The 24,392-nt window shown below is 69.8% G+C and carries 22 protein-coding genes, 2 tRNA genes and 1 pseudogene; 18 read left to right on the forward strand and 7 right to left on the reverse strand.

From position 1 onward, the window contains the following. Position 1 precedes the first annotated feature (1 nt). The 8 genes from recF to IE207_RS19890 all read left to right on the forward strand — a co-directional run bounded on the left by recF (position 2) and on the right by IE207_RS19890 (position 9,564). Complete coding sequence (gene recF / locus IE207_RS19855) at positions 2–1,138, forward strand: DNA replication/repair protein RecF (protein ID WP_190185584.1); 1,137 nt, start codon at positions 2–4, stop codon at positions 1,136–1,138. Next, complete coding sequence (locus IE207_RS19860; protein ID WP_190185585.1) at positions 1,135–1,665, forward strand: DciA family protein; 531 nt, start codon at positions 1,135–1,137, stop codon at positions 1,663–1,665. Before recF ends, IE207_RS19860 begins: the two co-directional genes overlap by 4 nt. A gap of 462 nt (positions 1,666–2,127) precedes the next feature. Next, complete coding sequence (gyrB, locus tag IE207_RS19865; protein WP_190185586.1) at positions 2,128–4,188, forward strand: DNA topoisomerase (ATP-hydrolyzing) subunit B; 2,061 nt, start codon at positions 2,128–2,130, stop codon at positions 4,186–4,188. A gap of 40 nt (positions 4,189–4,228) precedes the next feature. After that, on the forward strand, positions 4,229–6,838 hold the full coding sequence (gene gyrA / locus IE207_RS19870) for a DNA gyrase subunit A (RefSeq protein WP_190185587.1): 2,610 nt from the start codon (positions 4,229–4,231) through the stop codon (positions 6,836–6,838). A gap of 3 nt (positions 6,839–6,841) precedes the next feature. After that, positions 6,842–7,477: a DUF3566 domain-containing protein gene (locus tag IE207_RS19875; RefSeq protein WP_190185588.1), complete on the forward strand. Its 636-nt coding sequence runs from the start codon at positions 6,842–6,844 to the stop codon at positions 7,475–7,477. A 93-nt stretch (positions 7,478–7,570) separates the two neighbouring features. After that, a tRNA-Ile gene (locus IE207_RS19880) sits at positions 7,571–7,644 on the forward strand. A 354-nt stretch (positions 7,645–7,998) separates the two neighbouring features. Next, complete coding sequence (locus tag IE207_RS33240) at positions 7,999–8,133, forward strand: DLW-39 family protein (RefSeq protein ID WP_208809277.1); 135 nt, start codon at positions 7,999–8,001, stop codon at positions 8,131–8,133. Positions 8,134–8,268: 135 nt separating this feature from the next. Further along, positions 8,269–9,564: a hypothetical protein gene (locus tag IE207_RS19890; RefSeq protein ID WP_190185589.1), complete on the forward strand. Its 1,296-nt coding sequence runs from the start codon at positions 8,269–8,271 to the stop codon at positions 9,562–9,564. On the opposite strand, the gene IE207_RS19895 is transcribed toward IE207_RS19890, so the two are convergent. Together IE207_RS19895 and IE207_RS19900 are read right to left on the reverse strand one after the other, a co-directional pair. Continuing rightward, complete coding sequence (locus tag IE207_RS19895) at positions 9,561–10,811, reverse strand: serine/threonine-protein kinase (protein ID WP_190185590.1); 1,251 nt, start codon at positions 10,809–10,811, stop codon at positions 9,561–9,563. The genes IE207_RS19890 and IE207_RS19895 overlap by 4 nt on opposite strands. A gap of 39 nt (positions 10,812–10,850) precedes the next feature. Beyond that, the gene (locus IE207_RS19900) at positions 10,851–11,399 is read right to left on the reverse strand and encodes a DNA-binding protein (protein WP_190185591.1); all 549 of its coding nucleotides are present in this window, start codon (positions 11,397–11,399) and stop codon (positions 10,851–10,853) included. 160 nt (positions 11,400–11,559) lie between these two features. Here IE207_RS19900 and IE207_RS19905 point away from each other — a divergent pair. Beyond that, positions 11,560–11,632, forward strand: a tRNA-Ala gene (locus IE207_RS19905). 214 nt (positions 11,633–11,846) lie between these two features. Next, positions 11,847–12,284: a LysM peptidoglycan-binding domain-containing protein gene (locus tag IE207_RS19910; RefSeq protein WP_190185592.1), complete on the forward strand. Its 438-nt coding sequence runs from the start codon at positions 11,847–11,849 to the stop codon at positions 12,282–12,284. Positions 12,285–12,372: 88 nt separating this feature from the next. Here IE207_RS19910 and IE207_RS19915 read toward each other — a convergent pair whose 3' ends face one another. Further along, entirely contained in the window at positions 12,373–13,062 is a 690-nt protein-coding gene (locus IE207_RS19915) for a DUF5324 family protein (protein WP_190185593.1), read from the reverse strand. A gap of 177 nt (positions 13,063–13,239) precedes the next feature. On the opposite strand from IE207_RS19915, the gene IE207_RS19920 reads away from it, so the two are divergent. Next, the gene (locus tag IE207_RS19920) at positions 13,240–13,767 is read left to right on the forward strand and encodes a peptidylprolyl isomerase (RefSeq protein ID WP_190185594.1); all 528 of its coding nucleotides are present in this window, start codon (positions 13,240–13,242) and stop codon (positions 13,765–13,767) included. Positions 13,768–13,884: 117 nt separating this feature from the next. Continuing rightward, entirely contained in the window at positions 13,885–14,766 is an 882-nt protein-coding gene (locus IE207_RS19925) for a rhomboid family intramembrane serine protease (RefSeq protein ID WP_190185595.1), read from the forward strand. Between the two features lie 129 nt (positions 14,767–14,895). Here the strand turns inward: IE207_RS19925 and crgA are convergent, their stop codons facing one another. Further along, on the reverse strand, positions 14,896–15,150 hold the full coding sequence (gene crgA, locus IE207_RS19930; protein WP_190185596.1) for a cell division protein CrgA: 255 nt from the start codon (positions 15,148–15,150) through the stop codon (positions 14,896–14,898). A 91-nt stretch (positions 15,151–15,241) separates the two neighbouring features. On the opposite strand from crgA, the gene IE207_RS19935 reads away from it, so the two are divergent. The 6 genes and pseudogenes from IE207_RS19935 (at position 15,242) to IE207_RS19960 (ending at position 19,260) form a co-directional block, all read left to right on the forward strand. Further along, positions 15,242–16,054, forward strand: a complete 813-nt coding sequence (locus IE207_RS19935; protein WP_190185597.1) for a DUF881 domain-containing protein — start codon at positions 15,242–15,244, stop codon at positions 16,052–16,054. Positions 16,055–16,061: 7 nt separating this feature from the next. Next, on the forward strand, positions 16,062–16,760 hold the full coding sequence (locus tag IE207_RS19940) for a class E sortase (protein ID WP_268250192.1): 699 nt from the start codon (positions 16,062–16,064) through the stop codon (positions 16,758–16,760). 90 nt (positions 16,761–16,850) lie between these two features. Further along, positions 16,851–17,027: a hypothetical protein gene (locus IE207_RS19945; protein ID WP_190185599.1), complete on the forward strand. Its 177-nt coding sequence runs from the start codon at positions 16,851–16,853 to the stop codon at positions 17,025–17,027. Further along, positions 17,024–17,662, forward strand: a complete 639-nt coding sequence (locus IE207_RS19950; RefSeq protein ID WP_190185600.1) for an aminodeoxychorismate/anthranilate synthase component II — start codon at positions 17,024–17,026, stop codon at positions 17,660–17,662. The genes IE207_RS19945 and IE207_RS19950 overlap by 4 nt, the downstream gene beginning before the upstream one ends. Before the next feature lie 143 nt (positions 17,663–17,805). Continuing rightward, positions 17,806–18,483 (forward strand): annotated as a pseudogene (locus tag IE207_RS19955) (class E sortase); the annotation flags it as partial. A gap of 36 nt (positions 18,484–18,519) precedes the next feature. Further along, on the forward strand, positions 18,520–19,260 hold the full coding sequence (locus tag IE207_RS19960; protein ID WP_190185602.1) for a class E sortase: 741 nt from the start codon (positions 18,520–18,522) through the stop codon (positions 19,258–19,260). A gap of 63 nt (positions 19,261–19,323) precedes the next feature. Here the strand turns inward: IE207_RS19960 and pknB are convergent, their stop codons facing one another. The 3 genes from pknB to IE207_RS19975 form a co-directional block, all read right to left on the reverse strand. Then, entirely contained in the window at positions 19,324–21,348 is a 2,025-nt protein-coding gene (gene pknB, locus IE207_RS19965) for a Stk1 family PASTA domain-containing Ser/Thr kinase (protein ID WP_190185603.1), read from the reverse strand. Between the two features lie 155 nt (positions 21,349–21,503). Further along, on the reverse strand, positions 21,504–22,967 hold the full coding sequence (locus IE207_RS19970) for a peptidoglycan D,D-transpeptidase FtsI family protein (RefSeq protein ID WP_190185604.1): 1,464 nt from the start codon (positions 22,965–22,967) through the stop codon (positions 21,504–21,506). Continuing rightward, positions 22,964–24,388, reverse strand: coding sequence for an FtsW/RodA/SpoVE family cell cycle protein (locus tag IE207_RS19975; protein ID WP_190185605.1), 1,425 nt, complete (start codon positions 24,386–24,388; stop codon positions 22,964–22,966). Before IE207_RS19975 ends, IE207_RS19970 begins: the two co-directional genes overlap by 4 nt. Between the last annotated feature and the right edge of the window lie 4 nt (positions 24,389–24,392).

Below are 24,392 nucleotides of genomic sequence, written 5' to 3' on the forward strand. Positions count from 1 at the left end.
AATGCACGTTTCGCATCTCTCACTGGCCGACTTCCGCTCGTACGCCCGGGCCGAGGTTCCCCTCGGTCCGGGCGTCACCGCGTTCGTGGGTCCCAACGGCCAGGGCAAGACGAACCTCGTCGAGGCGATCGGCTACCTGGCGACGCTGGGCAGCCACCGGGTCTCCTCGGACGCCCCGCTGGTACGGATGGGCGCGGACCGGGCGATCATCCGCGCGGCCGTGGCGCAGGGCGAGCGTCGGCAGCTGGTCGAGCTGGAGCTCAATCCGGGGCGTGCGAACCGCGCCCGTATCAACCGGTCCTCCCAGGTCAGGCCCCGTGATGTGTTGGGGATCGTCCGTACGGTGCTGTTCGCGCCGGAGGACCTGGCCCTGGTGAAGGGCGACCCGGGAGAGCGGCGCCGCTTCCTGGACGAACTCGTCACGGCCCGCTCACCGCGGATGGCCGCGGTCCGCTCCGACTACGAGCGGGTGCTCAAGCAGCGCAACACCCTCCTCAAATCGGCGGCCATGGCCCGCCGCCACGGCGGGCGTTCCATGGACCTGTCGACCCTCGACGTGTGGGACCAGCACCTCGCCCGGGCGGGCGCGGAGCTGCTCGCGCAGCGGCTGGACCTGATCGCCACCCTGCTGCCGCTGGCGGACAAGGCGTACGAGCAGCTCGCGCCCGGCGGCGGCCCGCTGGGGCTGGCGTACCGGTCCTCGGCCGGCGAGGCCGTGGACAGCGGGGCGGCGCGCACCCGGGAGGCGCTGTACGAGGTACTGCTGGCGGCCCTGTCGGAGGTGCGCAAGCAGGAGATCGAGCGGGGCGTGACGCTGGTCGGTCCGCACCGCGACGACGTACTGCTGCGGCTCGGGGAGCTGCCGGCCAAGGGGTACGCGAGCCACGGCGAGTCCTGGTCGTACGCGCTGGCGCTGCGGCTGGCCTCGTACGAGCTCCTGCGCTCGGAGGGCGACGAGCCGGTGCTGATCCTGGACGACGTGTTCGCTGAACTCGACACCCGGCGCCGGGAGCGGCTGGCGGAGCTGGTGGCCCCCGGTGAGCAGGTGCTGGTGACGGCGGCTGTGGACGATGACGTTCCGGATGTGTTGGCGGGGGCGCGGTTCGGGGTGTCCGGCGGTGAGGTGACCCTGCTGTGAGCGACCACGAGGAGCAGCACCCGGAGCGCAAGGCCCCGCCGCTGTCCGGGGTGGACCTGGCGCGGCAGGCGCTGGCGGCGGCGCGCGAGCAGGCACGGGCACGCGGCAATGCGGCGCCGGGCAAGAAGCGGCAGCAGCAGGGACTGCGGTCGGGCGCCCGTGCGGACGGCCGGGATCCGATGCCGTTGATGGCGGCGCTGGCCCGGCTGCGGACCGAGCACGGCTGGGAGATGCCGATGGCGGTGGCCGGCGTGATGGAGCGCTGGCCGGAGATCGTCGGTCCGGAGATCGCCGCGCACTGCGTGCCGGAGCGGTACGAGGACCGGGAGCTGGTGGTCCGCTGCGATTCCTCGGCGTGGGCGGCGCAGCTGAAACTGCTGGCTCCGCAGCTGGTCGCGCGGCTCAACGCGGAGCTGGGCCAGGACACCGTACGGATGATCAAGGTGCACGGCCCGGGCGGCCGACCGAAGCAGTACGGGCCGTGGCGGGTTCCGGGCGGCACCGGCCCGGGCGACACGTACGGCTGAGACGAACGGCTGAGACGTTCGGTCGGCACGTACGGCCGGCGCCCCTCCTTTTCCCCCTCGCGCACCCCTCTTTCCCTCCCCCACGCCCGCTGAGCGGTACCTCGCGCCCGCGCTGCGGCATGGTGATCACGGGCCGGCGACGGCACGGTTTCGGCCAGGTCGCGGCCCTGCTCCGGTGCGCTCCCGAAGGTGGTGTCCCTCACGGTAGTGAGAGGTTGACAGGTCGAAGCGCTCAACGCCCGTGTGAGCCTCTTTGAGCCCCTCCCCGGATATGGGGAGTCGGAGAGAGGAGGTTCAGGGCGGCACATGCGGACTCAGGTACCCGCAAACCCCCATTCATGTCCGTGGTACCGGTAGACTGAAGCGAATCCCGCCCGCTTGCGGGATCCGCTGACAAACGCTGACAACGCAGATCGACGCAGCCGCTCCTGCTTGCATGCCTGCTGGCCCGGAGTACGGCCTGTGCTGTGCCAGAAAGGGCGCTTCGTGGCCGATTCCGGCAACCCCAACGAGAAGAACGAGTCCACCGCCGGCGGCGAGGCCGGTGAGTCCTCATACACCGGCAGCAACATCCAGGTCCTCGAAGGTCTGGACGCGGTCCGCAAGCGGCCCGGCATGTACATCGGCTCGACCGGTGAGCGCGGCCTGCACCACCTCGTCTACGAGGTCGTCGACAACTCGGTCGACGAGGCCCTGGCCGGGCACGCGGACACCATCGACGTCACGATCCTCGCCGACGGCGGCGTGCGCGTGGTGGACAACGGCCGCGGCATCCCCGTCGACATCGTGCCCTCCGAGGGCAAGCCGGCGCTGGAGGTCGTGCTGACGGTCCTGCACGCGGGCGGCAAGTTCGGCGGCGGCGGCTACGCCGTCTCCGGCGGTCTGCACGGCGTGGGTGTCTCCGTCGTGAACGCGCTGTCGACGAAGGTCGCCGTCGAGGTCAAGCGGGACGGCTTCCGCTGGAGCCAGGACTACAAGCTCGGCGCCCCGACGGCTCCCCTGGCCAAGAACGAGGAGACCGACGAGCACGGCACGTCCGTCACCTTCTGGGCCGACCCGGACATCTTCGAGACGACCGACTACTCCTTCGAGACGCTGTCGCGGCGCTTCCAGGAGATGGCCTTCCTCAACAAGGGCCTGACCCTGACGCTGACCGACGAGCGGGAGTCCGCCAAGGCGACGGTGGGCGCCGACAACCCGGACGCCGACGCGGCCGAGCCGGTGGCGCGCACGGTGAAGTACTACTACGAGGGCGGCATCGTCGACTTCGTGAAGTACCTCAACTCGCGCAAGGGCGAGCTGATCCACCCGACCGTCATCGACGTCGAGGCCGAGGACAAGGAGCGCATGCTCTCGGTCGAGATCGCGATGCAGTGGAACTCGCAGTACACCGAGGGTGTCTACTCCTTCGCGAACACGATCCACACGCACGAGGGCGGAACCCACGAAGAGGGCTTCCGCGCCGCGCTGACCGGCCTCGTCAACCGCTACGCCCGCGACAAGAAGCTGCTGCGCGAGAAGGACGACAACCTCGCCGGCGAGGACATCCGCGAGGGTCTGACGGCGATCATCTCGGTCAAGCTGGGCGAGCCCCAGTTCGAGGGCCAGACGAAGACCAAGCTGGGCAACACCGAGGCGAAGACCTTCGTGCAGAAGGTCGTGCACGAGCACCTCAACGACTGGTTCGACCGCAACCCGGTCGAGGCGGCGGACATCATCCGCAAGTCGATCCAGGCGGCCACGGCGCGCGTCGCGGCCCGCAAGGCCCGTGACCTCACCCGTCGCAAGGGCCTGCTGGAGAGTGCCTCGCTGCCGGGCAAGCTGTCCGACTGCCAGTCGAACGACCCGACGAAGTGCGAGATCTTCATCGTCGAGGGCGACTCGGCCGGCGGCTCCGCCAAGTCCGGCCGCAATCCGATGTACCAGGCCATCCTGCCGATCCGCGGCAAGATCCTGAACGTCGAGAAGGCCCGTATCGACAAGATCCTCCAGAACACCGAGGTCCAGGCGCTGATCAGCGCCTTCGGAACCGGTGTGCACGAGGACTTCGACATCGAGAAGCTCCGCTATCACAAGATCATCTTGATGGCGGACGCCGACGTCGACGGCCAGCACATCAACACCCTGCTGCTGACCTTCCTCTTCCGCTTCATGCGTCCGTTGGTCGAGGCCGGGCACGTCTACCTGTCGCGTCCCCCCCTGTACAAGATCAAGTGGGGTCGTGACGACTTCGAGTACGCGTACTCGGACCGTGAGCGCGACGCCCTGGTCGAGCACGGCAAGGGGCAGGGCAAGCGGATCAAGGAAGACTCCATCCAGCGCTTCAAGGGTCTGGGCGAGATGAACGCCGAGGAACTGCGCGTCACCACCATGGACGTGGACCACCGCGTGCTCGGCCAGGTCACCCTGGACGACGCCGCGCAGGCCGACGACCTGTTCTCGGTGCTGATGGGTGAGGACGTCGAAGCCCGGCGCTCCTTCATCCAGCGCAACGCCAAGGACGTCCGCTTCCTCGACATCTGAGTCGGCTCAGCTGACTGCCTGAAAGGACTTCTGACCAGCAATGGCCGACGAAACCACCCCGACCGCCGAGAACACCGAAGAGGAAGACCAGCAGCTGCGGATCGAGCCCGTCGGGCTCGAAACGGAGATGCAGCGCTCCTACCTCGACTACGCGATGTCCGTCATCGTCTCCCGCGCGCTGCCCGACGTACGGGACGGCCTCAAGCCCGTCCACCGTCGCGTGTTGTACGCGATGTACGACGGCGGCTACCGGCCCGAGAAGGGCTTCTACAAGTGCGCCCGCGTCGTCGGCGACGTCATGGGCACCTACCACCCGCACGGGGACTCCTCGATCTACGACGCCCTGGTCCGCCTGGCCCAGCCGTGGTCGATGCGGATGCCGCTGGTGGACAGCAACGGCAACTTCGGCTCCCCGGGCAACGACCCGGCGGCGGCGATGCGCTACACCGAGTGCAAGCTGATGCCGCAGGCCATGGAGATGCTCCGGGACATCGACGAGGAGACCGTCGACTTCACGGACAACTACGACGGCCGCAACCAGGAGCCGACGGTCCTGCCGGCGCGCTTCCCGAACCTGCTGGTCAACGGTAGCGCCGGTATCGCGGTCGGCATGGCCACCAACATCCCGCCGCACAACCTGCGCGAGGTCGCGGCGGGCGCGCAGTGGGCGCTGGAGCACCCGGAGGCCTCCCACGAGGAGCTCCAGGACGCGCTCATCGAGCGGATCAAGGGCCCTGACTTCCCGTCCGGCGCCCTCGTCGTCGGCCGCAAGGGCATCGAGGAGGCGTACCGGACCGGTCGCGGCTCCATCACGATGCGCGCGGTGGTCGAGGTCGAGGAGATCCAGAACCGCCAGTGCCTGGTGGTCACCGAACTCCCGTACCAGACCAACCCGGACAACCTCGCGCAGAAGATCGCCGACCTGGTCAAGGACGGCAAGATCGGCGGCATCGCCGACGTCCGCGACGAGACCTCCTCGCGGACCGGCCAGCGTCTGGTCATCGTCCTCAAGCGGGACGCGGTCGCCAAGGTCGTGCTGAACAACCTGTACAAGCACACCGACCTCCAGACGAACTTCGGCGCGAACATGCTGGCGCTGGTGGACGGGGTGCCGCGCACCCTGTCGATCGACGCGTTCATCCGTCACTGGGTGCAGCACCAGATCGAGGTCATCGTCCGGCGCACCCGCTTCCGCCTGCGGAAGGCGGAGGAGCGCGCGCACATCCTGCGCGGTCTGCTCAAGGCGCTGGACGCGATCGACGAGGTCATCGCGCTCATCCGGCGCAGCAACACGGTCGAGATCGCGCGCGAGGGCCTGATGGGCCTGCTGGAGATCGACGAGATCCAGGCGAACGCGATCCTGGAGATGCAGCTGCGCCGCCTCGCCGCGCTGGAGCGGCAGAAGATCGTCGCCGAGCACGACGAGCTCCAGGCCAAGATCAACGAGTACAACGCGATCCTCGCCTCCGAGGAGCGCCAGCGCTCGATCGTCAGCGAGGAGCTGGCGGCCATCGTCGAGAAGTTCGGCGACGACCGGCGCTCCAAGCTGGTGCCCTTCGACGGTGACATGTCCATCGAGGACCTGATCGCCGAAGAGGACATCGTCGTCACGATCACCCACGGCGGTTACGTCAAGCGCACCAAGACCGAGGACTACCGCTCGCAGAAGCGCGGCGGCAAGGGCGTTCGCGGCACGAAGCTCAAGCAGGACGACCTGGTCGACCACTTCTTCGTGTCCACCACGCACCACTGGCTGCTGTTCTTCACCAACAAGGGCCGTGTCTACCGGTCCAAGGCGTACGAGCTCCCGGACGCCGGGCGGGACGCGCGCGGTCAGCACGTCGCGAACCTGCTGGCCTTCCAGCCGGACGAGAAGATCGCCCAGATCCTCGCGATCCGCGACTACGAGGCGGCGCCCTACCTGATCCTGGCCACCAAGGGCGGCCTGGTGAAGAAGACGGCGCTCAAGGACTACGACTCCCCCCGTTCGGGTGGTGTCATCGCCATCAACCTCCGCGAGACGGAGGACGGCAGCGATGACGAGCTGATCGGCGCCGAGCTGGTGTCCGCCGAGGACGACCTGCTGCTCATCAGCAAGAAGGCGCAGTCGATCCGCTTCACCGCGACCGACGACGCGCTGCGTCCGATGGGCCGTGCCACTTCCGGCGTGAAGGGCATGAGTTTCCGCGGCGGGGACGAACTGCTCTCCATGAGCGTGGTCCGGCCGGGTACCTTCGTCTTCACCGCGACCGACGGCGGTTACGCCAAGCGGACGCCGGTGGACGAGTACCGGGTCCAGGGCCGTGGTGGTCTGGGCATCAAGGCCGCGAAGATCGTCGAGGACCGCGGTTCGCTCGTCGGCGCGCTCGTGGTCGACGAAACGGACGAGATTCTCGCCATCACCCTCAGCGGTGGTGTGATTCGTACGCGCGTCAATGAAGTCAGGGAGACCGGCCGTGACACCATGGGCGTCCAGCTGATCAACCTGGGCAAGCGGGACGCCGTGGTGGGCATCGCGCGGAACGCCGAGGCCGGTCAGGAGGCCGACGAGGTCGACGACGAGAATCCGTCGCAGACCGAGGAAGCCGAAGGACAGGCCGCTGAGGCCGCCGAGGGCACGCAGCCTTCGGCTGGGGAGCACGAGGAGTAAGTCGTGAGTGGAGCCACGGGCGCCGGACCGGCCAAGACTGGAGCGAACGGTGCCCGTGGCCCCGCCGCGGATTCTCAAGGCGGGGACGCCCCCGCAAAGGGCAGGGGGAACACCGTGACCGACACCCGAGGGCCGAAGCCGAAGCCGAAGGCCGGCGGCGCGGGCCAGGATCCGGGCGCCCAGCCGCACACGCCGCCGCAGGCGTACGCGGCGTCGGCGGGCCCGGTGGCGCAGCGGCAGGCGCGCACAGGGGTCCGTACGGCGCCCCGGACGCGCAAGGCGCGGCTGCGGGTGGCGAAGGCCGACCCGTGGTCGGTGATGAAGGTCAGCTTCCTGCTGTCGATCGCGCTCGGCATCTGCACGATCGTGGCTGCCGTGGTGTTGTGGATGGTCATGGACGCCATGGGCGTCTTCTCGACCGTCGGCGGCACGATCAGCGAGGCGACCGGTTCCAACGAGAGCAACGGCTTCGACCTCCAGTCGTTCCTTTCGCTGCCGCGCGTGCTGATCTTCACCTCGGTGATCGCGGTGATCGACGTCGTGCTGGCGACGGCTCTGGCGACGCTGGGCGCGTTCATCTACAACGTCTCGGCCGGCTTCGTGGGTGGTGTGGAGCTCACGCTCGCCGAGGACGAGTGAGCCTGACTGACCTGCGGGGACGCCCTCGCGGAACGGATTTGGGACCTGCCGGGTCTGTACGCTAACCTTCAGGAGTCAGCGCGCAGCGCGGATGGGGCTATAGCTCAGTTGGTTAGAGCGCATCCCTGATAAGGATGAGGCCACAGGTTCAAATCCTGTTAGCCCCACAGTGTCAAAGACCCCCAACCGGGAACGGTTGGGGGTCTTTGCGTTGTCCTCGTTGCCGCCTGCGTTGTCGTCTGCGTTGTCTTCGCGTTGTCCTCAAGTCACCTGCGGGTCCGCGTCCTGGTGCCCGCGACCGAAGGGGTGCGCAGCACCGCCGTCACGGCCCTGCTGCCGCACTGCTGTGTGCGGGCCGATGAGGAGGTCTCCCCGCCCGCTCCCGGTCGATCGCAAACGTCTTCCGCGTTGGGCCGGTCGAGTGCCGCCGGAGGGGGCCCTCAGATAACCGATCGGTATCGGTCGGTGTGTATTGTGGGCCGTCAGAAGTACCCAACGTCAACGAAAGACGAGGTCGCGCGGTGAAGAAGCTGCTCCTGGTCGCACTGGCCGCCATCGGCGGTCTCCTCGTGTACCGCCAGATCCAGGCGGACCGCGCCGAGCAGGACCTGTGGACGGAGGCAACCGACTCCGTGCCTTCTGGTTCCGGCGTGTGAGACCCACTGTTTCCCACCAGGCCCCGGCTGCCGCTGCTGCCGGGGCTTTGTGCTGTTCTGCGGCGAAAAATTGCGGTACGCAAAGTTCGGGCTTGCGGGAGTGAATCCGGGGTGTGGGTGCGCGTGAGGGGCGGGATGCGGAGAACGGCGGGGGCCGGGGCGGCCGCCGTGGGGCTCGCCGTCTGGGCGGCGGGGACCGCGTTCGCGGCCGGACCGGCGCCCGGGCCGCTGCCCGAGTACCGCGCGGCCGACGGAGCCCGCACCATCCAGGGCAAGCCCTCCAGCGCCGACGCCCCGCCGCTGGAGCCGGGGACGGTCTACGAGGACACCGTCTCCCCCGGTGAGCGGTTCTACCGGCTCGCCCTCGACGACACCTCCGACTTCTACGTCTCGGCAGTGGTCCGGCCCGCCAGGGGCTCCAAAGTGGGCTACAGCGACGGCGTCGAGGTCGAGATCATGACGAAGGAGGGGCGGCACTGCCCCAACCCCGGCCGGGCGGGCCTCGGTTACGACCCCGTCCCCATCGGCGCGGCGGCCGTCCGGCGGGTCCGGGAGGACGCCGATTGCCAGCCGGGCGGCATCTACTACGCCAAGGTGACGCGGACCGCGGCCAAGGACTCAGCCCAGGGAGCGTGGCCGGTGGAACTCCTGGTCCGGCGCGAGCCCGGGCTGGGCGGCGCCGTGCCCACGGTCGCGCCCAGCGTGTGGCCCTCGGCCTCGCCCACGCTGCCGGGCACGGAACCGGTGGGCCGCACCGGCGGGACCGGCTTCAACGACGCACGGGCCCTGGGGAGCGGGGTGTGGCGCGATGACCTGCGGCCCGGGCAGACCCGGTACTACCGCGTCCCGCTGGACTGGGGACAGCAGTTGGGGGCCGGGGCGGAGGTCGCGGCCGCCGAGATGACCAAGCCGTACGGGTCCGCCGCCGGCGGGCTCACCGTCTCGCTGTACAGCCCCTACCGGGGACTGGTCGACTCCGAGGACACCTCCTACGACGGCAAGCAGGCTGCCGTCACCCTGCCGAAGACGGCGCCGGTGGCGTACGAGAACCGCTACTCGAACGACGCAGGGGTGCGCGGGACGGGGGTGGCCGGCTGGTACTACCTCGCGGTGACGCTGGGCGGGAAGGTCGGGGAGTTCACGCGGGACGCGACGCCGGTTCCGCTGACGCTGCGGATGGACGTCATCGGCGCCCCCGGCAAGGCACCCGGGTACCGGGAGAGCCTGACCGCGGCCGGGTTCGGGGTCGCCCCCGCCGACCGGACGGCCGCGAAGGAGGGCCTGACGGGCCCGGAGGCCGCCGCGGCCGAGGACGACCGCTCGCTGATGCGGGTGGTGGCCGCCGCGGGGTTCGGCACCGGGGTGGTGCTGCTGCTCGGACTCGGGGGCTGGTTCCTGCTGGCCCGTCGGAGCGCCGGCCCGCGACGTTAGATCCGCATCAGCGCCCAGGTGCCCAGCGCGAAGCAGAGCAGGGCGGCGGTGAGGACGGCGGCCGTGACCCGGCGCGGGGGCGGGGCGATGGCGGAGCGCACCGGGGTCGGCTGCGGGGGCGCGGCCGGGGGCGCGAGGTGGAAGCTCCCGGTCTCGGAGGGGCCGTAGCCCGCCGGCGGCCCGAACGTGGAGTGCGGCGGCGCCGCCGGCGGCGCGACTTCGGGGATGGCGGCGACCGCTGGTGGCGTGCCCCGGGGTGCTCCCGTGCCGAGGGACGTCCCGGGCGCCCGCGGTCCCGCCTCCTGGGCTCCCGGACGCTTGGGAGCCCCCGCCCCGTGGGCGGGGGCTTCGGGCCCGTGGGCGGGGGTTTCGGGCCCGTGGGGGCCGAAACCGGCCGGGAGCGGCCCGAGTTGGTCGAACACTTCCACGGGCTCTTCGTCCGCCGGGGGCGGCGGCAGCAGCCCCACGGCCTCGGCAAGGGCCTTGCGGGCCCCTGTGGCGGTCCTGAAACGGTTTTCCGGGTTCGGGTGGAGGAGGCTCGCGATGACGTCCCACAGGGGCCCGGAAACGCCTTCGGGTGCTCCGGGTGTGCCCTGGACCAGGAAGTGCTCCACCAGCGCCTGGGAATCGGGCTTGCTCCCTTGCAGCAGGTACAGGGCGAGCAGGCCGACGGCGAACAGGTCGGCGGGGAAGTCCGGCTCGGCGCCCAGCATTTGCTCGGGGGCGAAGTACCCCGGAGTGCCGACGACGACGTGGGTGTCGGTGAGCCGGGGCTCACCCTTGCGCATCGAGATCCCGAAGTCGGACAGCCGCAGGTGGGGCCGTCCCCTCCCGGTCGCCTCCATCAGGATGTTGGCCGGTTTGATGTCGCGGTGGACGACGCCCTCCGCGTGCACCGCCGCCAGCCCCGCGAGGAGCTGGTCGAGCAGTGTGCACACGAAGCGGGGCGGCAGCGGTCCGTAGTCCGCGATCACATGGGCGAGGGAGCCGCCGCCGACCAGGTCCATGGTGAACAGGACCTTGTCGTCGTCCGCCGCCCAGCTGGCCGGGGCCAGCACGTGCGGGTGGTCGATCCGCAGGGCCTGCTCGCGCACGAAGCGCAGCAGGGTGTGGGCATCGCCCTGGAGGAGGACCTTCGCGGCGACGTACCGGCGACGGCGGTGGTCCCAGGCCCGCCACACCGCGCCCGCGCCGCCCCGTCCGATCGGGTCGACCAGCTCGTACCGGCCGGCGAAGATCTCACCCATCGCTCTGCCCGTCCCCGTCCCCCGTCGTCGCCCGTGCGGTCAGTTCTGGTGGGCCTCGTAGTGGGCGACCGCGTCGGAGGTGCGGCCGGCTCCGTACACCCGCAGGAACTCGGCGAGTTCCGGATGGCTGGTGGCGAGCGTGTCCGCCGCGTCGATGATGTCGCCCGCGGCGGAGACCGAGCGCAGCAGGGACTGGATCTCGCGCACGACCCGCTTGACCGTGGGTGCGCCCGAACCGGTTGTCGTCTGACCGCTGTTGATGAGCACCGAGCCGCCCTGGGTCCGCTTGATCTCGTCCATGCGGTCGGTGGCCTCCGCCGCGCTGACGCTGCCGTCGGCGACCTGGCCGGCGAGGTCCTGGAGCGCCTGGACCCGCTGGACGACGGCAGGGTTCCCGATCTTGGCGCGCTGGCCGCTCATCAGCTGGGACAGCATCGGGGCCGACAGCCCGAGGACGGCAGCGAGGCGGGCCTGGTTCAGCCCGAGGTCGTCTATGAGCCGGCGGAAGAGCGCGCCCAAAGGCTCGCCGTACCAACTGCGCTGGAGCTCCCTGGCTCTGGCTGTGGCCTCTTGCTGTACTGCGTCCACGCTGACAACTCCCCTTCGCTGGTGCGAACCTCGCGAGCATCTTACGGAGAGTGGTCGCGGGGCGGGAGTCCCTATCATTTTGCGGGATGAGGGGGTACACCCGGTACTCTGTTCTGCGGAACGACCACTCCTTCACCGGGGGACGGGCGTATCCGTTTTCGGGGCCTTAGCTCAGTTGGTAGAGCGCTGCCTTTGCAAGGCAGATGTCAGGAGTTCGAATCTCCTAGGCTCCACTCGTGAGAGACCCCCTTGACCTGCGGAAACGCTGGTCAAGGGGGTCTTTTGTCTGTCCGGCCGGGTACCGGGAGTCCCTCGGCGGCCCGCTGTTTCACGTGAAACAGCGTCGCCCGGACGGGTCCGCCGCGGGGCCGGGACGGGGATGGTGGCCGAGAGTGGGGTGAGGCACTGTGGCCAGGGGGGCGACATCACGCCGGAGGCGCACACACCATGGGAATCTTCGACTTCCTGAAGTCCGACAAGAAGAGGCAGGAAGAGGCCGCCGAGAAGGCGAGGGAGCAGGTCGAGCAGCAGTCCCCGGCCAGGGCGGCGGGACCCAACGACATGGGCGGGAAGTACACCGACGCCACCTCGGCAACCAGGGCGGCGGCCGCCCCGGCCCCGCCGAAACCGGCCCCCGGGCACGTGCAGCACAAGACGCCGACCCCGGCCTCCGCCGCACACAAGGCGGTGCCGGCGGCGCCGAAGCCGGCGTCCGAGGCGCAGCGCACCTACATCGTCAAGGCAGGCGACTCGCTCTCCGCGATCGCCCGTCGCGAGCTGGGCAACGAGGGGCGGTGGCGCGAGCTGTACGCCATGAACAAGTCCGTCGTCGGCCCGAACCCCGACCTGATCCGGCCGGGCATGGTGCTCATGCTCCCGAGCTGACCCGCGCAGACGCCGACACGGTGAAGGGGCCCGGATCCACCGGATCCGGGCCCCTTCACCGCGCCCGTGCGTGTATCTGCCGGCTTGCTTACTGCTGCGCTTCGCCGTTCGAGTTCGCCTCGTTCTCCTTGGCCGCCAGCTCGTCGTCGAAGCTGGCCGGTTCGGCCCCGCGCCCCGACATCTCCGTGGCCGCCGGGGGTTCCACGAGCCAGTCGGGGTTGGACTGCTGGTCCCACCACTTCCACGCGGCGAAGGCGGCGCCCGCCACGACACCGGCGATCGCGACGCCCTTGAGCAGCCGGCCCGCGCGCGCCCGCCGCTCGTGCTTGCGCACCAGCCGCTGCACCTCCTTGGCCGTCACCTGGCCGCGCAGTGCCGCGAGCGCCGCGGTGGAACGCGACGCAGCCTCCTCGGCCATGGGCTGGGCAGCCGCGAGCGCGCTTCCGAGCCGGGGCTGGGTGTAGTCGGCGGCCTGGCGCGCCACCCGGCGCGTCTGGTGCACGGCGGTCGTCGCGGCGCGGTCGACGTTCGGCGGTACGTGGGCCCGCGCGGCCCGGAGGCGCGGGTGCAGATGGCTCTCATAGGTCGTACGGGCCTGGCGGGCGGCCTCTCCGGCCGCGTACGAGACCTTCGGCGCCAGCCGCTCGTTCGCCTCGTGCGCGTAGTGCACAGCAGCGTCCTTGGCGGTTTCTGCGTACGGCGCCACCACTTCCGCTGCGTGCCGCATGCTTTCCCTGGCGTTCTCGGCTGCCAGGCGCACGCTGTCCTTGCGGGTCACGGGATCCTCCTCCTCGGTGGCGGACACAGTTCACCTTTCCACCCTTTGTCGGATCATGCCTGTCCCCGCGCCAACGGGCATGTGAGACAGGGCATTCGGGTGGAGGGTTTCCGTGGGCCGGCCCGCACCGTGGGAGGATCGGGAACCGACAGTGAGCACTAGGGAAGGCAGATCCCGTTGGCCGAGAAGCTCTACGCCACGTTGAAGACGAACCACGGCGACATCGAGATCGAGCTGCTGGCGAACTTCGCTCCCAAGACCGTACGGAACTTCGTGGAGCTGGCCACCGGCGCACGCGAATGGACCAGGCCTACGGACGGTCAGAAGACCACGGATCCGCTGTACGACGGCACGGTCTTCCACCGCATCATCAGCGGTTTCATGATCCAGGGCGGCGACCCGCTCGGCAACGGCACCGGCGGCCCCGGCTACCAGTTCGCCGACGAGTTCCACCCGGACCTGGCCTTCACCAAGCCGTACCTGGTCGCCATGGCCAACGCAGGCCCGGGCACCAACGGCTCCCAGTTCTTCATCACCGTCGCGCCCACCGCCTGGCTGACCCGCAAGCACACCATTTTCGGCGAGGTCACCGACCAGGCCAGCCGGAAGGTCGTGGACGAGATCGCCGCCCTGCCGACCAAAGCGCGTACCGAGCGGCCGCAGGACGACGTGATCATCCGGACGGTGGTCGTCGAGAAGCGCTGATCCCTCGCGGCGCCGCACCGGGAACCTTTCCGCCCCGCCCGTCCGTCCTCGATACGTACCTTGACCGGACCGGTGGGGCGGCACCCGCGCCCGTCCCGCCGTAAACCGAGGGAACCGATGGACACCGACCGCCTGCCGGGCTGTTACCGCCACCCGGACCGCGACACGGGGATTCGCTGTGTCCGCTGCGAGCGCCCGATCTGCCCGGAGTGCATGATCAGCGCCTCGGTCGGCTTCCAGTGCCCCGAATGCGTGCGTGAGGGCTCCGGTGCGGGCCGCCACCCCGCCGTGAACGCACCGCGGACACTGGCGGGCGGCGTCGTCGCCGCCGATCCGCACCTCGTCACCAAGATCCTCATCGGGATCAACATCGCGGTCTTCCTCGCCGCGCAGGTGGCGCCGGGCCTGCCCGTACGGCTGGAGCTGCTCGGCCGCTACGTGGAGTACTACGGAGGTCCCCTGGAGGGGGTGTCCACCGGCCAGTACTACCGGCTGCTGACCTCGGTGTTCCTGCACACCGAGTGGTGGCACGTGATCGGCAACATGATCGGCCTGTGGGTGCTCGGCGGCCCGCTGGAAGCCGCCCTCGGCCGGGTCCGCTACCTCACCGTGTACCTGCTGTCGGGTCTCGGCGGCAGCGCCCTCGTCTACCTGCTGACCGCGCCGAACACCGCGACGCTCGGCGCGTCGGGGGCCGTCTTCGGCCTGCTCGGCGCGACGGCCGTCCTCGCGCGCCGGATGCGGTACGAGATGCGCCCGGTGATCGTCATGGTCGCCCTGATGCTGGCGCTGACCTTCGTACGGATCGGCGACATCAGCGTCTCCTGGCAGGCACACGTGGGCGGTCTGGTCACCGGGGCGCTGGCCACGATGGGGCTGCTCCTGCCCGCCGCCGGACGCAAGCGCGGCCTTCTCCAGTGGGGGAGCTGCGCGGCGGTGTTCCTGCTGGCAGTGCTGCTGATCGTGGTCAGGACGGCCGGGCTGGCCGCACTCACCTGATCACACCGGCGTCAACTCTCCACAGAGTTATCCACAGATCTTCTGTCTTTTCCTCAGGTGTGGATGACGCTGTGGATAACTCATGGGGAGAGCTTCCGTCGGCGGTGGATTTCCGCTATGCCCGCCGGGCTACTTCCACTGCGTCGAGACGCCGAATCCCGCCGCGATGAAGCCGAAACCGACCACGATGTTCCAGTTGCCCAGGGATTCGATGGGCAGCTGGGTGTCGGTCACATAGAAGACGACGATCCAGGCGAGGCCGATCAGGAAGAACGCCAGCATGACCGGGGCCACCCAGCTGCGGTTCGTCAACCTGATCGCCTGTGGCTGCCGCGTCGGCGGCGGCGTGTAGTCGTCCTTCTTGCGGATACGTGACTTCGGCACGAGGGGCTCTCCTGTCGATGCGCTGGGGACCTTGCCTGCCCCGGGCGTCCGTTAGCGTAGTGGACCTGTGGCGTTGAAGGAGAAGGGTACGTTGAGCGATTCCCACGACTCCTCCGCGGGTCCCCGCCGCCGGCTCCGGCCGGTCCGGCTGCTGACCGCCGCCGTTTTCGCCCTCGCCGGTCTCATCTTCGTCACCAGCTTCAACACGTCCAAGGGTACGAACATCCGCACGGACGCCTCGCTCCTCAAGCTCTCCGACCTCATCCACGAGCGCAGCCAGAACAACGCCGAGCTGGAGAAGACCACCGCGGCCGTGCGCGGCCAGGTGGACGCCCTCGCCGAGCGCGACGACGGCAGCACCAAGGCCGAGGACGCCAAGCTGGCCGCCCTGCGCGCCGCCTCCGGTACCGAGGAGATCTCCGGCAAGGGACTGTCGGTCACCCTCAACGACGCCCCGCCGAACGCCACCCCGCGCATCCCCAACGTGCCCGACCCCCAGCCCAACGACCTCGTCATCCACCAGCAGGACCTCCAGGCCGTGGTGAACGCGCTGTGGCAGGGCGGAGCCACCGGGATCCAGATCATGGACCAGCGGCTGATCTCCACCAGCGCCGTGCGCTGCGTCGGAAACACCCTGATCCTCCAGGGCCGGGTCTACTCGCCCCCGTACAAGGTCTCCGCGGTCGGCGACCCGGGTGCGTTGCGCAAGGCGCTCGCCGCCTCGCCCGCCCTGCAGAACTACCAGCTGTACGTCACCGCGTACGGCCTCGGCTGGAAAGTGGACGAGCACAAGGCACTGACACTGCCCGGCTACTCCGGCACAGTGGACCTCCACTATGCGAAGCCGGTGGAATCCGCTACGTCCACATCCTCATCCACATCCACGTCCTCGCCGACGTCCTGACCTCGTACTGCACCTGCTGGTAAGGACGTTCAGCGAGGTGTGCCTGACGGCCGGCACGCTGATCGTGCTGTTCGTCGCGTACCTGCTGCTGTGGACGGGGGTCCGGGCCGACCGGGCCATGGACGGCGAGGTGGCCCGGCTGCACGAGCGCTGGTCGGCCCCCGCCGCGCCCCCACAGGCCACCGGGCCCGCCCCACCCGCGCCCGCCACCGCCCCCGACCCACCCGCGTCGCTCGCCGAGGGGCGGGCCTTCGCCGAGATGTACGTCCCCCGCTTCGGCGCGGACTGGAACAAGCCCGTGCTGGAGGGCACCGGCCCGGAGCCGTTGAAGAAGGGCCTCGGCCACTACCCGCGCTCGGCCCGTCCCGGCGAGACGGGGAACTTCGCGGTGGCCGGGCACCGCCGGACGTACGGGGACCCCTTCAAGGACGTGCCGGAGCTGCGCCCCGGGGACGCCGTGATCATCAAGGACGCCGTGGCCTGGTACACGTACACCGTCCGGGCCGAGCCGCTGCGCGTCTTGCCCACCGAGACGGGGGTGGTCGACCCGGTGCCGCAAGGGTCCCCCTTCAGCGCCCCCGGCCGGTACCTGACGCTGACCACCTGCGAACCCGAGTGGGGCCACAGCCACCGCCTGGTGGTGTGGGCGGAGCTCACGGGGACCCGGCCGGCCGCCCAGGGACCGCCCGGGGGATTGCCGAGGTGACCCCCCTCTTACGGCCACTGGCTTTAGTCTGTTGCGGTACCGCTCCCGCGGTGCGTGGGAGGAACGTGGAACGAGAGGGAAGCAGGCGCGATGTACGGCTGGATCTGGCGTCATCTGCCCGGCAACGCATGGGTACGCGCGCTGATCTCGCTCGCAATGGTCCTCGCGGTGGTGTTCGTGCTGTTCCAGTACGTCTTCCCGTGGGCCGAGCCGCTCCTTCCGTTCAACGACGTGACGGTGGACGAAGGATCGGGAGCTGCTCCGTGAGCGCGCGCATTCTGGTTGTCGACAACTACGACAGCTTTGTCTTCAATCTGGTCCAGTACCTCTACCAGCTCGGCGCCGAGTGCGAGGTGCTGCGCAACGACGAGGTCGAGCTCGCCCACGCGCAGGACGGCTTCGACGGCGTACTGCTCTCGCCCGGCCCGGGTACCCCGGAGGAGGCGGGCGTCTGCGTCGACATGGTGCGGCACTGCGCCGACACGGGCGTCCCCGTCTTCGGCGTCTGCCTCGGCATGCAGTCGATGGCCGTCGCGTACGGAGGCGTCGTCGGCCGGGCACCGGAACTGCTGCACGGCAAGACCTCGCCGGTGGTGCACGAGGGCCTCGGCGTGTTCGCCGGGCTGCCGTCGCCCTTCACGGCGACCCGCTACCACTCCCTGGCGGCCGAGCCGCAGACCCTGCCCGACGCGCTGGAGGTCACCGCGCGCACCGAGGACGGGATCATCATGGGGCTCCGGCACCGGGAGCACGACGTCGAAGGCGTGCAGTTCCACCCCGAGTCCGTGCTGACGGAGTGGGGACACCGGATGCTCGCCAACTGGCTCGTGCGCTGCGGTGACGCCGGCGCCGTCGAGCGGTCGGTGGGGCTGGCCCCGGTGGTGGGCAAGGCCGTCGCGTGACGGCCGTCGCGCCGTCCGCGCCCACGGGGGGCCGGGCCGCGCGGCGCAAGGCGGCACAGGAGGCCGCGAAGCGTACGCACGCGCGGGCGCGCAAGCGGGGCGGCGGACGCCGCCGCAGGCGCCAGCGCCCCGGCGGCCCGCTGGTGGTGCTGAGCCGGGCCGTCGGAGAGCTGTTCATCACCGTCGGCGTGGTGATGCTGCTGTTCGTCACCTACCAGCTCTGGTACACCAACGTGCTGGCGGAGCGGACGGCGGACGGGGCCGCGGGCTCGCTGCGGCACAACTGGGAACGCGCCCCGGGCGGGGCGGCCGCGCCGCCGGTGGCGGCTTTCGAGCCGGGCCAGGGCTTCGCGATCCTGCACATCCCGAAACTGGACGTGAAGGTGCCGGTCGCGGAGGGCGTCAGCAAGACGCAGGTGCTCGACAAGGGCATGGTCGGGCACTACGGCGAGGGCCCGCTGAAAACCGCGATGCCGTCCGACAAGCAGGGCAATTTCGCGCTGGCCGGCCATCGCAACACCCACGGGGAACCGTTCCGCTTCATCAACCGGCTGGTGCCGGGCGACCCGATCGTGGTGGAGACACGGGACGCCTACTACACCTACGAGATGACCTCCGCGCTGCCGCAGACCCCGCCGTCCAACGTGTCGGTGATCAAGCCTGTCCCCGAGGGCTCCGGCTTCACGGCGCCCGGCCGGTACATCACGCTGACGACCTGCACCCCGGAGTTCACCAGCACCTACCGGATGATCGTATGGGGCAGGATGACCGGGGAACGCCCCCGCAGCCAGGGAGCCCCGCCCGCGCTGAACAGCCCGTAAGCCGACCGTACGTACGCCACAGAGGACGAATCCGCAGTGTCTCGTGCCCGCCGCCGTTCCGCACAGCCGCCCCGCGACCGCAGTGTCCTCGCCGGGTTCCTGAGCGTGCTCGGCGAGCTCCTGATCACGGTGGGTCTGGTGCTGGGCCTGTTCGTGGCCTACTCGCTGTGGTGGACGAACGTCCTGGCCGACCGGCAGGCGTCGGCGCGCGGCGACGAGATCCGGCGCCAGTGGCAGCAGCCGTCGCCGGGCGGCGCGGCGCAGCAGCCGGCCGGACCCGGGGCGCTGGACACCCGGGGCGGCATCGGGTTCCTGCACGTACCGGCGATGGAGAACGGCGAGGTGCTGGTCAAGCCGGGCACCTCACCGGACGTGCTCAACGAAGGGGTCGCCGGGTACTACACGGAGCCGGTGAAGGCGGCGCTGCCGTGGGAGGCGAAGGGCAACTTCACGCTGGCCGCGCACCGCGACGGGCACGGGGCGAAGTTCCACGACATCGACAAGGTGAAGGACGGCGACGCCCTCGTCTTCGAGACGCGTGACACCTGGTACGTGTACAAGGTCTTCGCGGAGCTGCGCCAGACCTCGAAGTACGACGTGGACGTGATCAACCCGGTCCCGAAGGAGTCGGGCAGGACGGCCCCGGGGCGCTACATCACGCTGACGACCTGCACGCCGGTGTACACCTCGAAGTATCGCTACGTGGTGTGGGGCGAGCTGGTGCGCACGGAGAAGGTGGACGCCCGGCGCACCCCGCCCGCGGAACTGCGACGCTGACGGGAACGGCCCGGCCTCCCCCTGGAGCGGGGAGGGCCGGGCCGTTTCCGTGCGGGGCGGGTGTCAGCGGCGCGTGCCGCCGGTGAGGCCGCCGAAGAAGCCTCCGCCCTGGCCCTTGACCGTGCGGACGTTGATGACCGTGCCGGCGGGCTGGGGAGTCCCCACCGCCGGGGTGGAGTCCAGGACCACCGCGTTGTCGTCCGTGGGACCGGCGAGGACCGCTCCGAACACCAGGCCGCTCGCCTGGAGGGTCGCCTTGGCCTGGGCCACCGTCTGACCGGTCAGCGGCGGTACGACGGTCGGCTGCGCCGGCGCGGCCTTGGCGATGCTGACGTTGACCGTCGTGCCCTTGGCCAGTTCCACGCCCGGCGCGTACTGCTGCTGCACGATCGTCTTCGGCGCCGCGCCTGGCGGCGCGTCGACCTCGGTGACGCTGCCGAGCTTGAGCTTGGCGTCGGAGAGCAGCTTGGCCGCCACGTCCTGGGTCTTGCCGGTGAGGTCCGGGACGGCGCCCTTGGCGATCTCCTTGGAGACGGTCAGGGTGACGACCGAACCCTTCTCCGCCTTGGCGTCGGACTTGGGGTCCTGATCCAGGACGATGCCGGGCGACTGGTCGGACTCGACCAGCTTCTTCTCCACCTGGAAGCCCTTGCCCTGCAAGGTGGTCTCGGCCTGGTCCGACTTCATCCGCAGCACGTCGGGGACCGCCACCTTGGGCGCACCCGAGGAGATCTTGACCTTGACCGGCTGGTTCTTGTCGGCCTTGCTGTCGGGCGCCGGGCTCTGCTGGCAGACCCGGTCCTTGGGCTGGTCGTCACATTCCATCGTGCCGTCCTGCACGACCGTGAGACCGACGTTCTTGGCCCGTTCCTGGGCCGAGGCCAGGGTCTCGCCGACCAGCTTGGGGACGGAGGGCCGGTTGTCGGCGCCGCCGGTGAACAGGGTGCGGCCGATGAGGATCGCGCCGACCAGCACGAGGACGGCCGCCACGGCCAGCAGGACCGTCGAGGCGCGGCTCTTCTTCTGCGGCCGGCGGCCGTGGCCGCCCTGGTCGTAGCCGCCGTGGCCCTGGTCGCCGTACCCGTAGCCGCCGTCGCCCGGGGGCGTCGGGGGCATCATCGCGGTCTGGCCGGCGTCGGTGCTGCGCAGGGCGGTGGTGGGCTGGTCGTAGCCCTGGTGACCGTAACCGTGGCCCTGGTCGCCGTAGCCGTAGCCGGCGGCGCCCATGGCGGCGGTCGCGGCGACGGGCTGGCCGTCGAGGCAGGCCTCGATGTCGGCGCGCATCTCGTCGGCGGACTGGTAGCGGTAGTCGGGGTCCTTGACCAGGGCCTTGAGGACGATGGCGTCCATGACCGGCGTGATCTCGGGGTCGAAGTTCGACGGCGGCTGCGGTTCCTCGCGCACGTGCTGGTAGGCGACGGCCACCGGGGAGTCGCCGACGAACGGAGGCCGGACGCACAGCAGCTCGTACAGCAGGCAGCCGGCGGAGTAGAGGTCGGAGCGCGCGTCGACCTGCTCGCCCTTGGCCTGCTCCGGGGAGAGGTACTGGGCGGTGCCGATGACGGCGGCGGTCTGCGTCATGGTCATGCCGGAGTCGCCCATGGCGCGGGCGATGCCGAAGTCCATGACCTTGACCTGACCGGTGCGGGTCAGCATCACGTTGGCGGGCTTGATGTCGCGGTGCACGATGCCGGCGCGGTGCGAGTACTCGAGGGCCTGGAGGATGCCGATGGTCATTTCCAGGGTGCGCTCGGGCAGCAGCTTGCGGCCGGAGTGCAGCAGCTCGCGCAGGGTGGACCCGTCGACGTACTCCATCACGATGTACGGGATGGAGATGTTGTCTACGTAGTCCTCGCCGGTGTCGTAGACGGCGACGATCGCCGGGTGGTTGAGCGATGCGGCCGACTGGGCCTCGCGGCGGAACCGGGCCTGGAAGGACGGGTCGCGGGCGAGGTCGGCGCGCAGGGTCTTGACGGCGACGGTACGGCCGAGCCGGGTGTCGTGACCGAGGTAGACCTCGGCCATGCCACCACGGCCGAGCACGTGGCTCAGCTCGTACCGGCCGCCGAGGCGACGCGGCTCTTCCATAACTTGCAGCCCTCTCCGTCAGTCCCGACCGCACCGGTGTGTGGTCCGGCGGTGTGCTGTTCGCGCAAAGGCTACCGGCCGATCGGGAGTGATCGTCTCGTGACCACAGGCTGATACGAGACCGGTACCGAGCGCTCGGATCCTGTCTTCGTTCCTCATCCCTTGTTGTTCTTCAGAACGGCTTCCATGACCGCCTTGGCGACCGGCGCAGCCAGGCCGCCACCGGTGATGTCCTCACGGCTGGCGTCGCTGTCCTCGACGACGACGGCGACGGCGACCGGGGAGGAACCGTCGGGGAGCTCGGCGTAGGAGATGAACCAGGCGTAGGGGCGCTTGGCGTTCTTCTCGCCGTGCTGGGCGGTACCGGTCTTGCCTCCGACGGTCACGCCCTTGATCTTGGCCGGGGTGCCGGTGCCGTTCTCGACGACGTTGACCATCATCTTCTGGACCTTCTGCGCGTTCGCGGCGGAGAGGGGCCGGCTCATTTCCTGCGGCTCGTGCTTCTCGATCACGTCGAGGTTGGGCGCGGTCAGCTGGTCGACCATGTAGGGCTTCATCAGCTTGCCGTCGTTGGCGATGGCCGAGGTGACCATGGCCATCTGGAGGGGGGTGGCGGCGGTGTTGAACTGGCCGATGGAGCTCTGCGCGTTGCCGTCCTTGCTCATGTTCTTGTCGTAGACGCTGGCGAAGGCGCGGACGGGGGTGTCGATGGTGCTGTTGAACCCGAACTTCTGGGCCATGTCGACCATCTTGTCGCGGCCGACCTTGTCGCCCATGTTGGCGAAGACCGAGTTGCAGGACACCTGCAACGCGTAATTCAGGGTCGCCTTCTCGCAGTTGCTGGCGTGGTTGACCATCGGGGTCTGCGTGCCGGGCAGGATGTACGGCTCGGCGGTGTCCGTGGGCGCGTTGATGTCCGTGACCACGCCGTTCTCCAGCGCGGCGGAGGCCGTGACCACCTTGAAGGTGGAGCCCGGCGGGTAGGTCTCGCGCAGGGCGCGGTTGACGAGGTTCTTGTCCTCGCTGTCGTTGAGTTCGCGCCAGGCCTTGCCGTCGTCCTTCGAGAAGCCGGCGAAGCGGGAGGGGTCGTAGGACGGGGTGCTGACCAGGGCCAGGATGGCGCCGGTGCGCGGGTCGATCGCCGCGACGGCACCCTTCTTGTTGCCGAGCTGCTGGTAGGCCGCCTTCTGGGCGGCGGCGTTCAGGGTGGTGACGACGTTGCCGCCCTGCTTCTTCTCCCCGGTGAACATGCCGATGGTGCGGTCGAAGAAGAGCCGGTCGTCGTTGCCGGTGAGGATGCCGTCGTCGATGTTCTCCAGCTGCGTCGAGCCGAAGGCCTGCGAGGCGTAGCCGGTGACGGGCGCCCACAGGGGGCCGTCGATGTACGTCCGCTTGTACTTGAAGTCGCTGCCGTCGGTGACGGCGGAGCCGGTGACCGGCTGGCCCTGGACGATGATGTTGCCGCGCTCGGTGGCGTACTGGGCGATCTGGACCCGGCGGTTTTCCTTGCGGGTGCTGAGTTCCTCGGCCTGGACGTACTGCAGCCAGTTCGTACGGATCAGCAGCGCGAGGACGAGCAGCCCGCAGAACAGCGAGATGCGGCGCAGGGGCTTGTTCATGACGGTCGGACCACCTGGGTCATCTCGGAGTCGGGGGACGGGGCGGGGGCCGGGGCGGGGCGGCGTGCGGTGTCGCTGATCCGGATGAGGATGGCGATGAGCACCCAGTTCGCGAGGACGGAGGAACCGCCGGAGGCGAGGAAGGGCATGGTCATGCCGGTGAGGGGGATGAGGCCCATGACTCCGCCGGCGACGACGAAGATCTGGAGGGAGAACGCGCCGGAGAGGCCGATGGCGAAGAGCTTGCCGAACGGGTCGCGGGCGGCGAGGGCGGTGCGGACGCCGCGCTCGATGATCAGGCCGTAGAGCAGCAGGAAAGCCATGACGCCGGAGAGGCCGAGTTCCTCGCCGACGGTGGAGAAGATGAAGTCGGAGTTGGCGGCGAAGCCGATCAGGTCGGAGTTGCCCTGTCCCCAGCCGGTGCCGAGGACCCCGCCGGAACCGAAGCTCATGATCGACTGGCCGACCTGCTCGCAGGCGCCGGACTTGCTGTAGCAGGCGAACGGGTCGAGCCAGGCGGTGACGCGGACCTTGACGTGGCTGGCGGTGGTGCCGACGACGACGGCGCCGCCGATCGACATGAGCAGGCCGATCACGATCCAGCTGGTGCGTTCGGTGGCCACGTACAGCATGATCACGAACATGCCGAAGAAGAGCAGCGAGGTGCCGAGGTCGTTCTCGAAGACGAGGACGAGCAGGCTCATCGCCCAGATCATCAGGATCGGACCGAGGTCACGGCCGCGCGGCAGGTAGAGGCCCATGAAGCGGCGGCTGGCCAGCGCCAGGGCGTCGCGCTTCACCATCAGGTACCCGGCGAAGAAGATCGCGATCACGATCTTCGCGAACTCGCCCGGCTGGATGGAGAAGCCGCCGACGCTGATCCAGATCTTCGCGCCGAAGACGTCGGCGCCCAGGCCCGGGACGACGGGCAGGATCAGCAGGACCAGCGAGGCGGCCATGGAGATGTACGTGAACCGCTGGAGCACGCGGTGGTCCTTGAGGACCAGCAGCACGACCGCGAACAGGGCGAGGGCGAGGGCCGTGTACATCATCTGCCGGGGCGCCGACTCGGTGAAGCCGCCGAACTGGCGCTTGGCGAGGTTCTGCAGCCGCTCGGACTGGTCGAGCCGGTAGATGATCACGAGCCCGAGCCCGTTGAGCAGCGTGGCGATCGGCAGCAGCAACGGGTCGGCGTACTTGGCGTAGCGGCGCACCACGAGGTGCGCGAGACCGGCGAGCACGCCGAGGCCGAGCCCGTAGGTGAGCATGCCCGGAGGCAGCTTGCCGTGGATCGACAGCCCCACGTTGGCGTAGGCGAAGATCGGGATGACCACGGCGAAGGCGAGCAGCAGGAGCTCGGTGTTCCGCCGGCTCGGCAGCTCGATCGCGCCGATGGTGGTCGTGTTGGTGACAACGCTCATGGTG

Source organism: Streptomyces cirratus (assembly GCF_014650775.1).
In the GTDB taxonomy this organism is placed as follows: domain Bacteria; phylum Actinomycetota; class Actinomycetes; order Streptomycetales; family Streptomycetaceae; genus Streptomyces; species Streptomyces cirratus.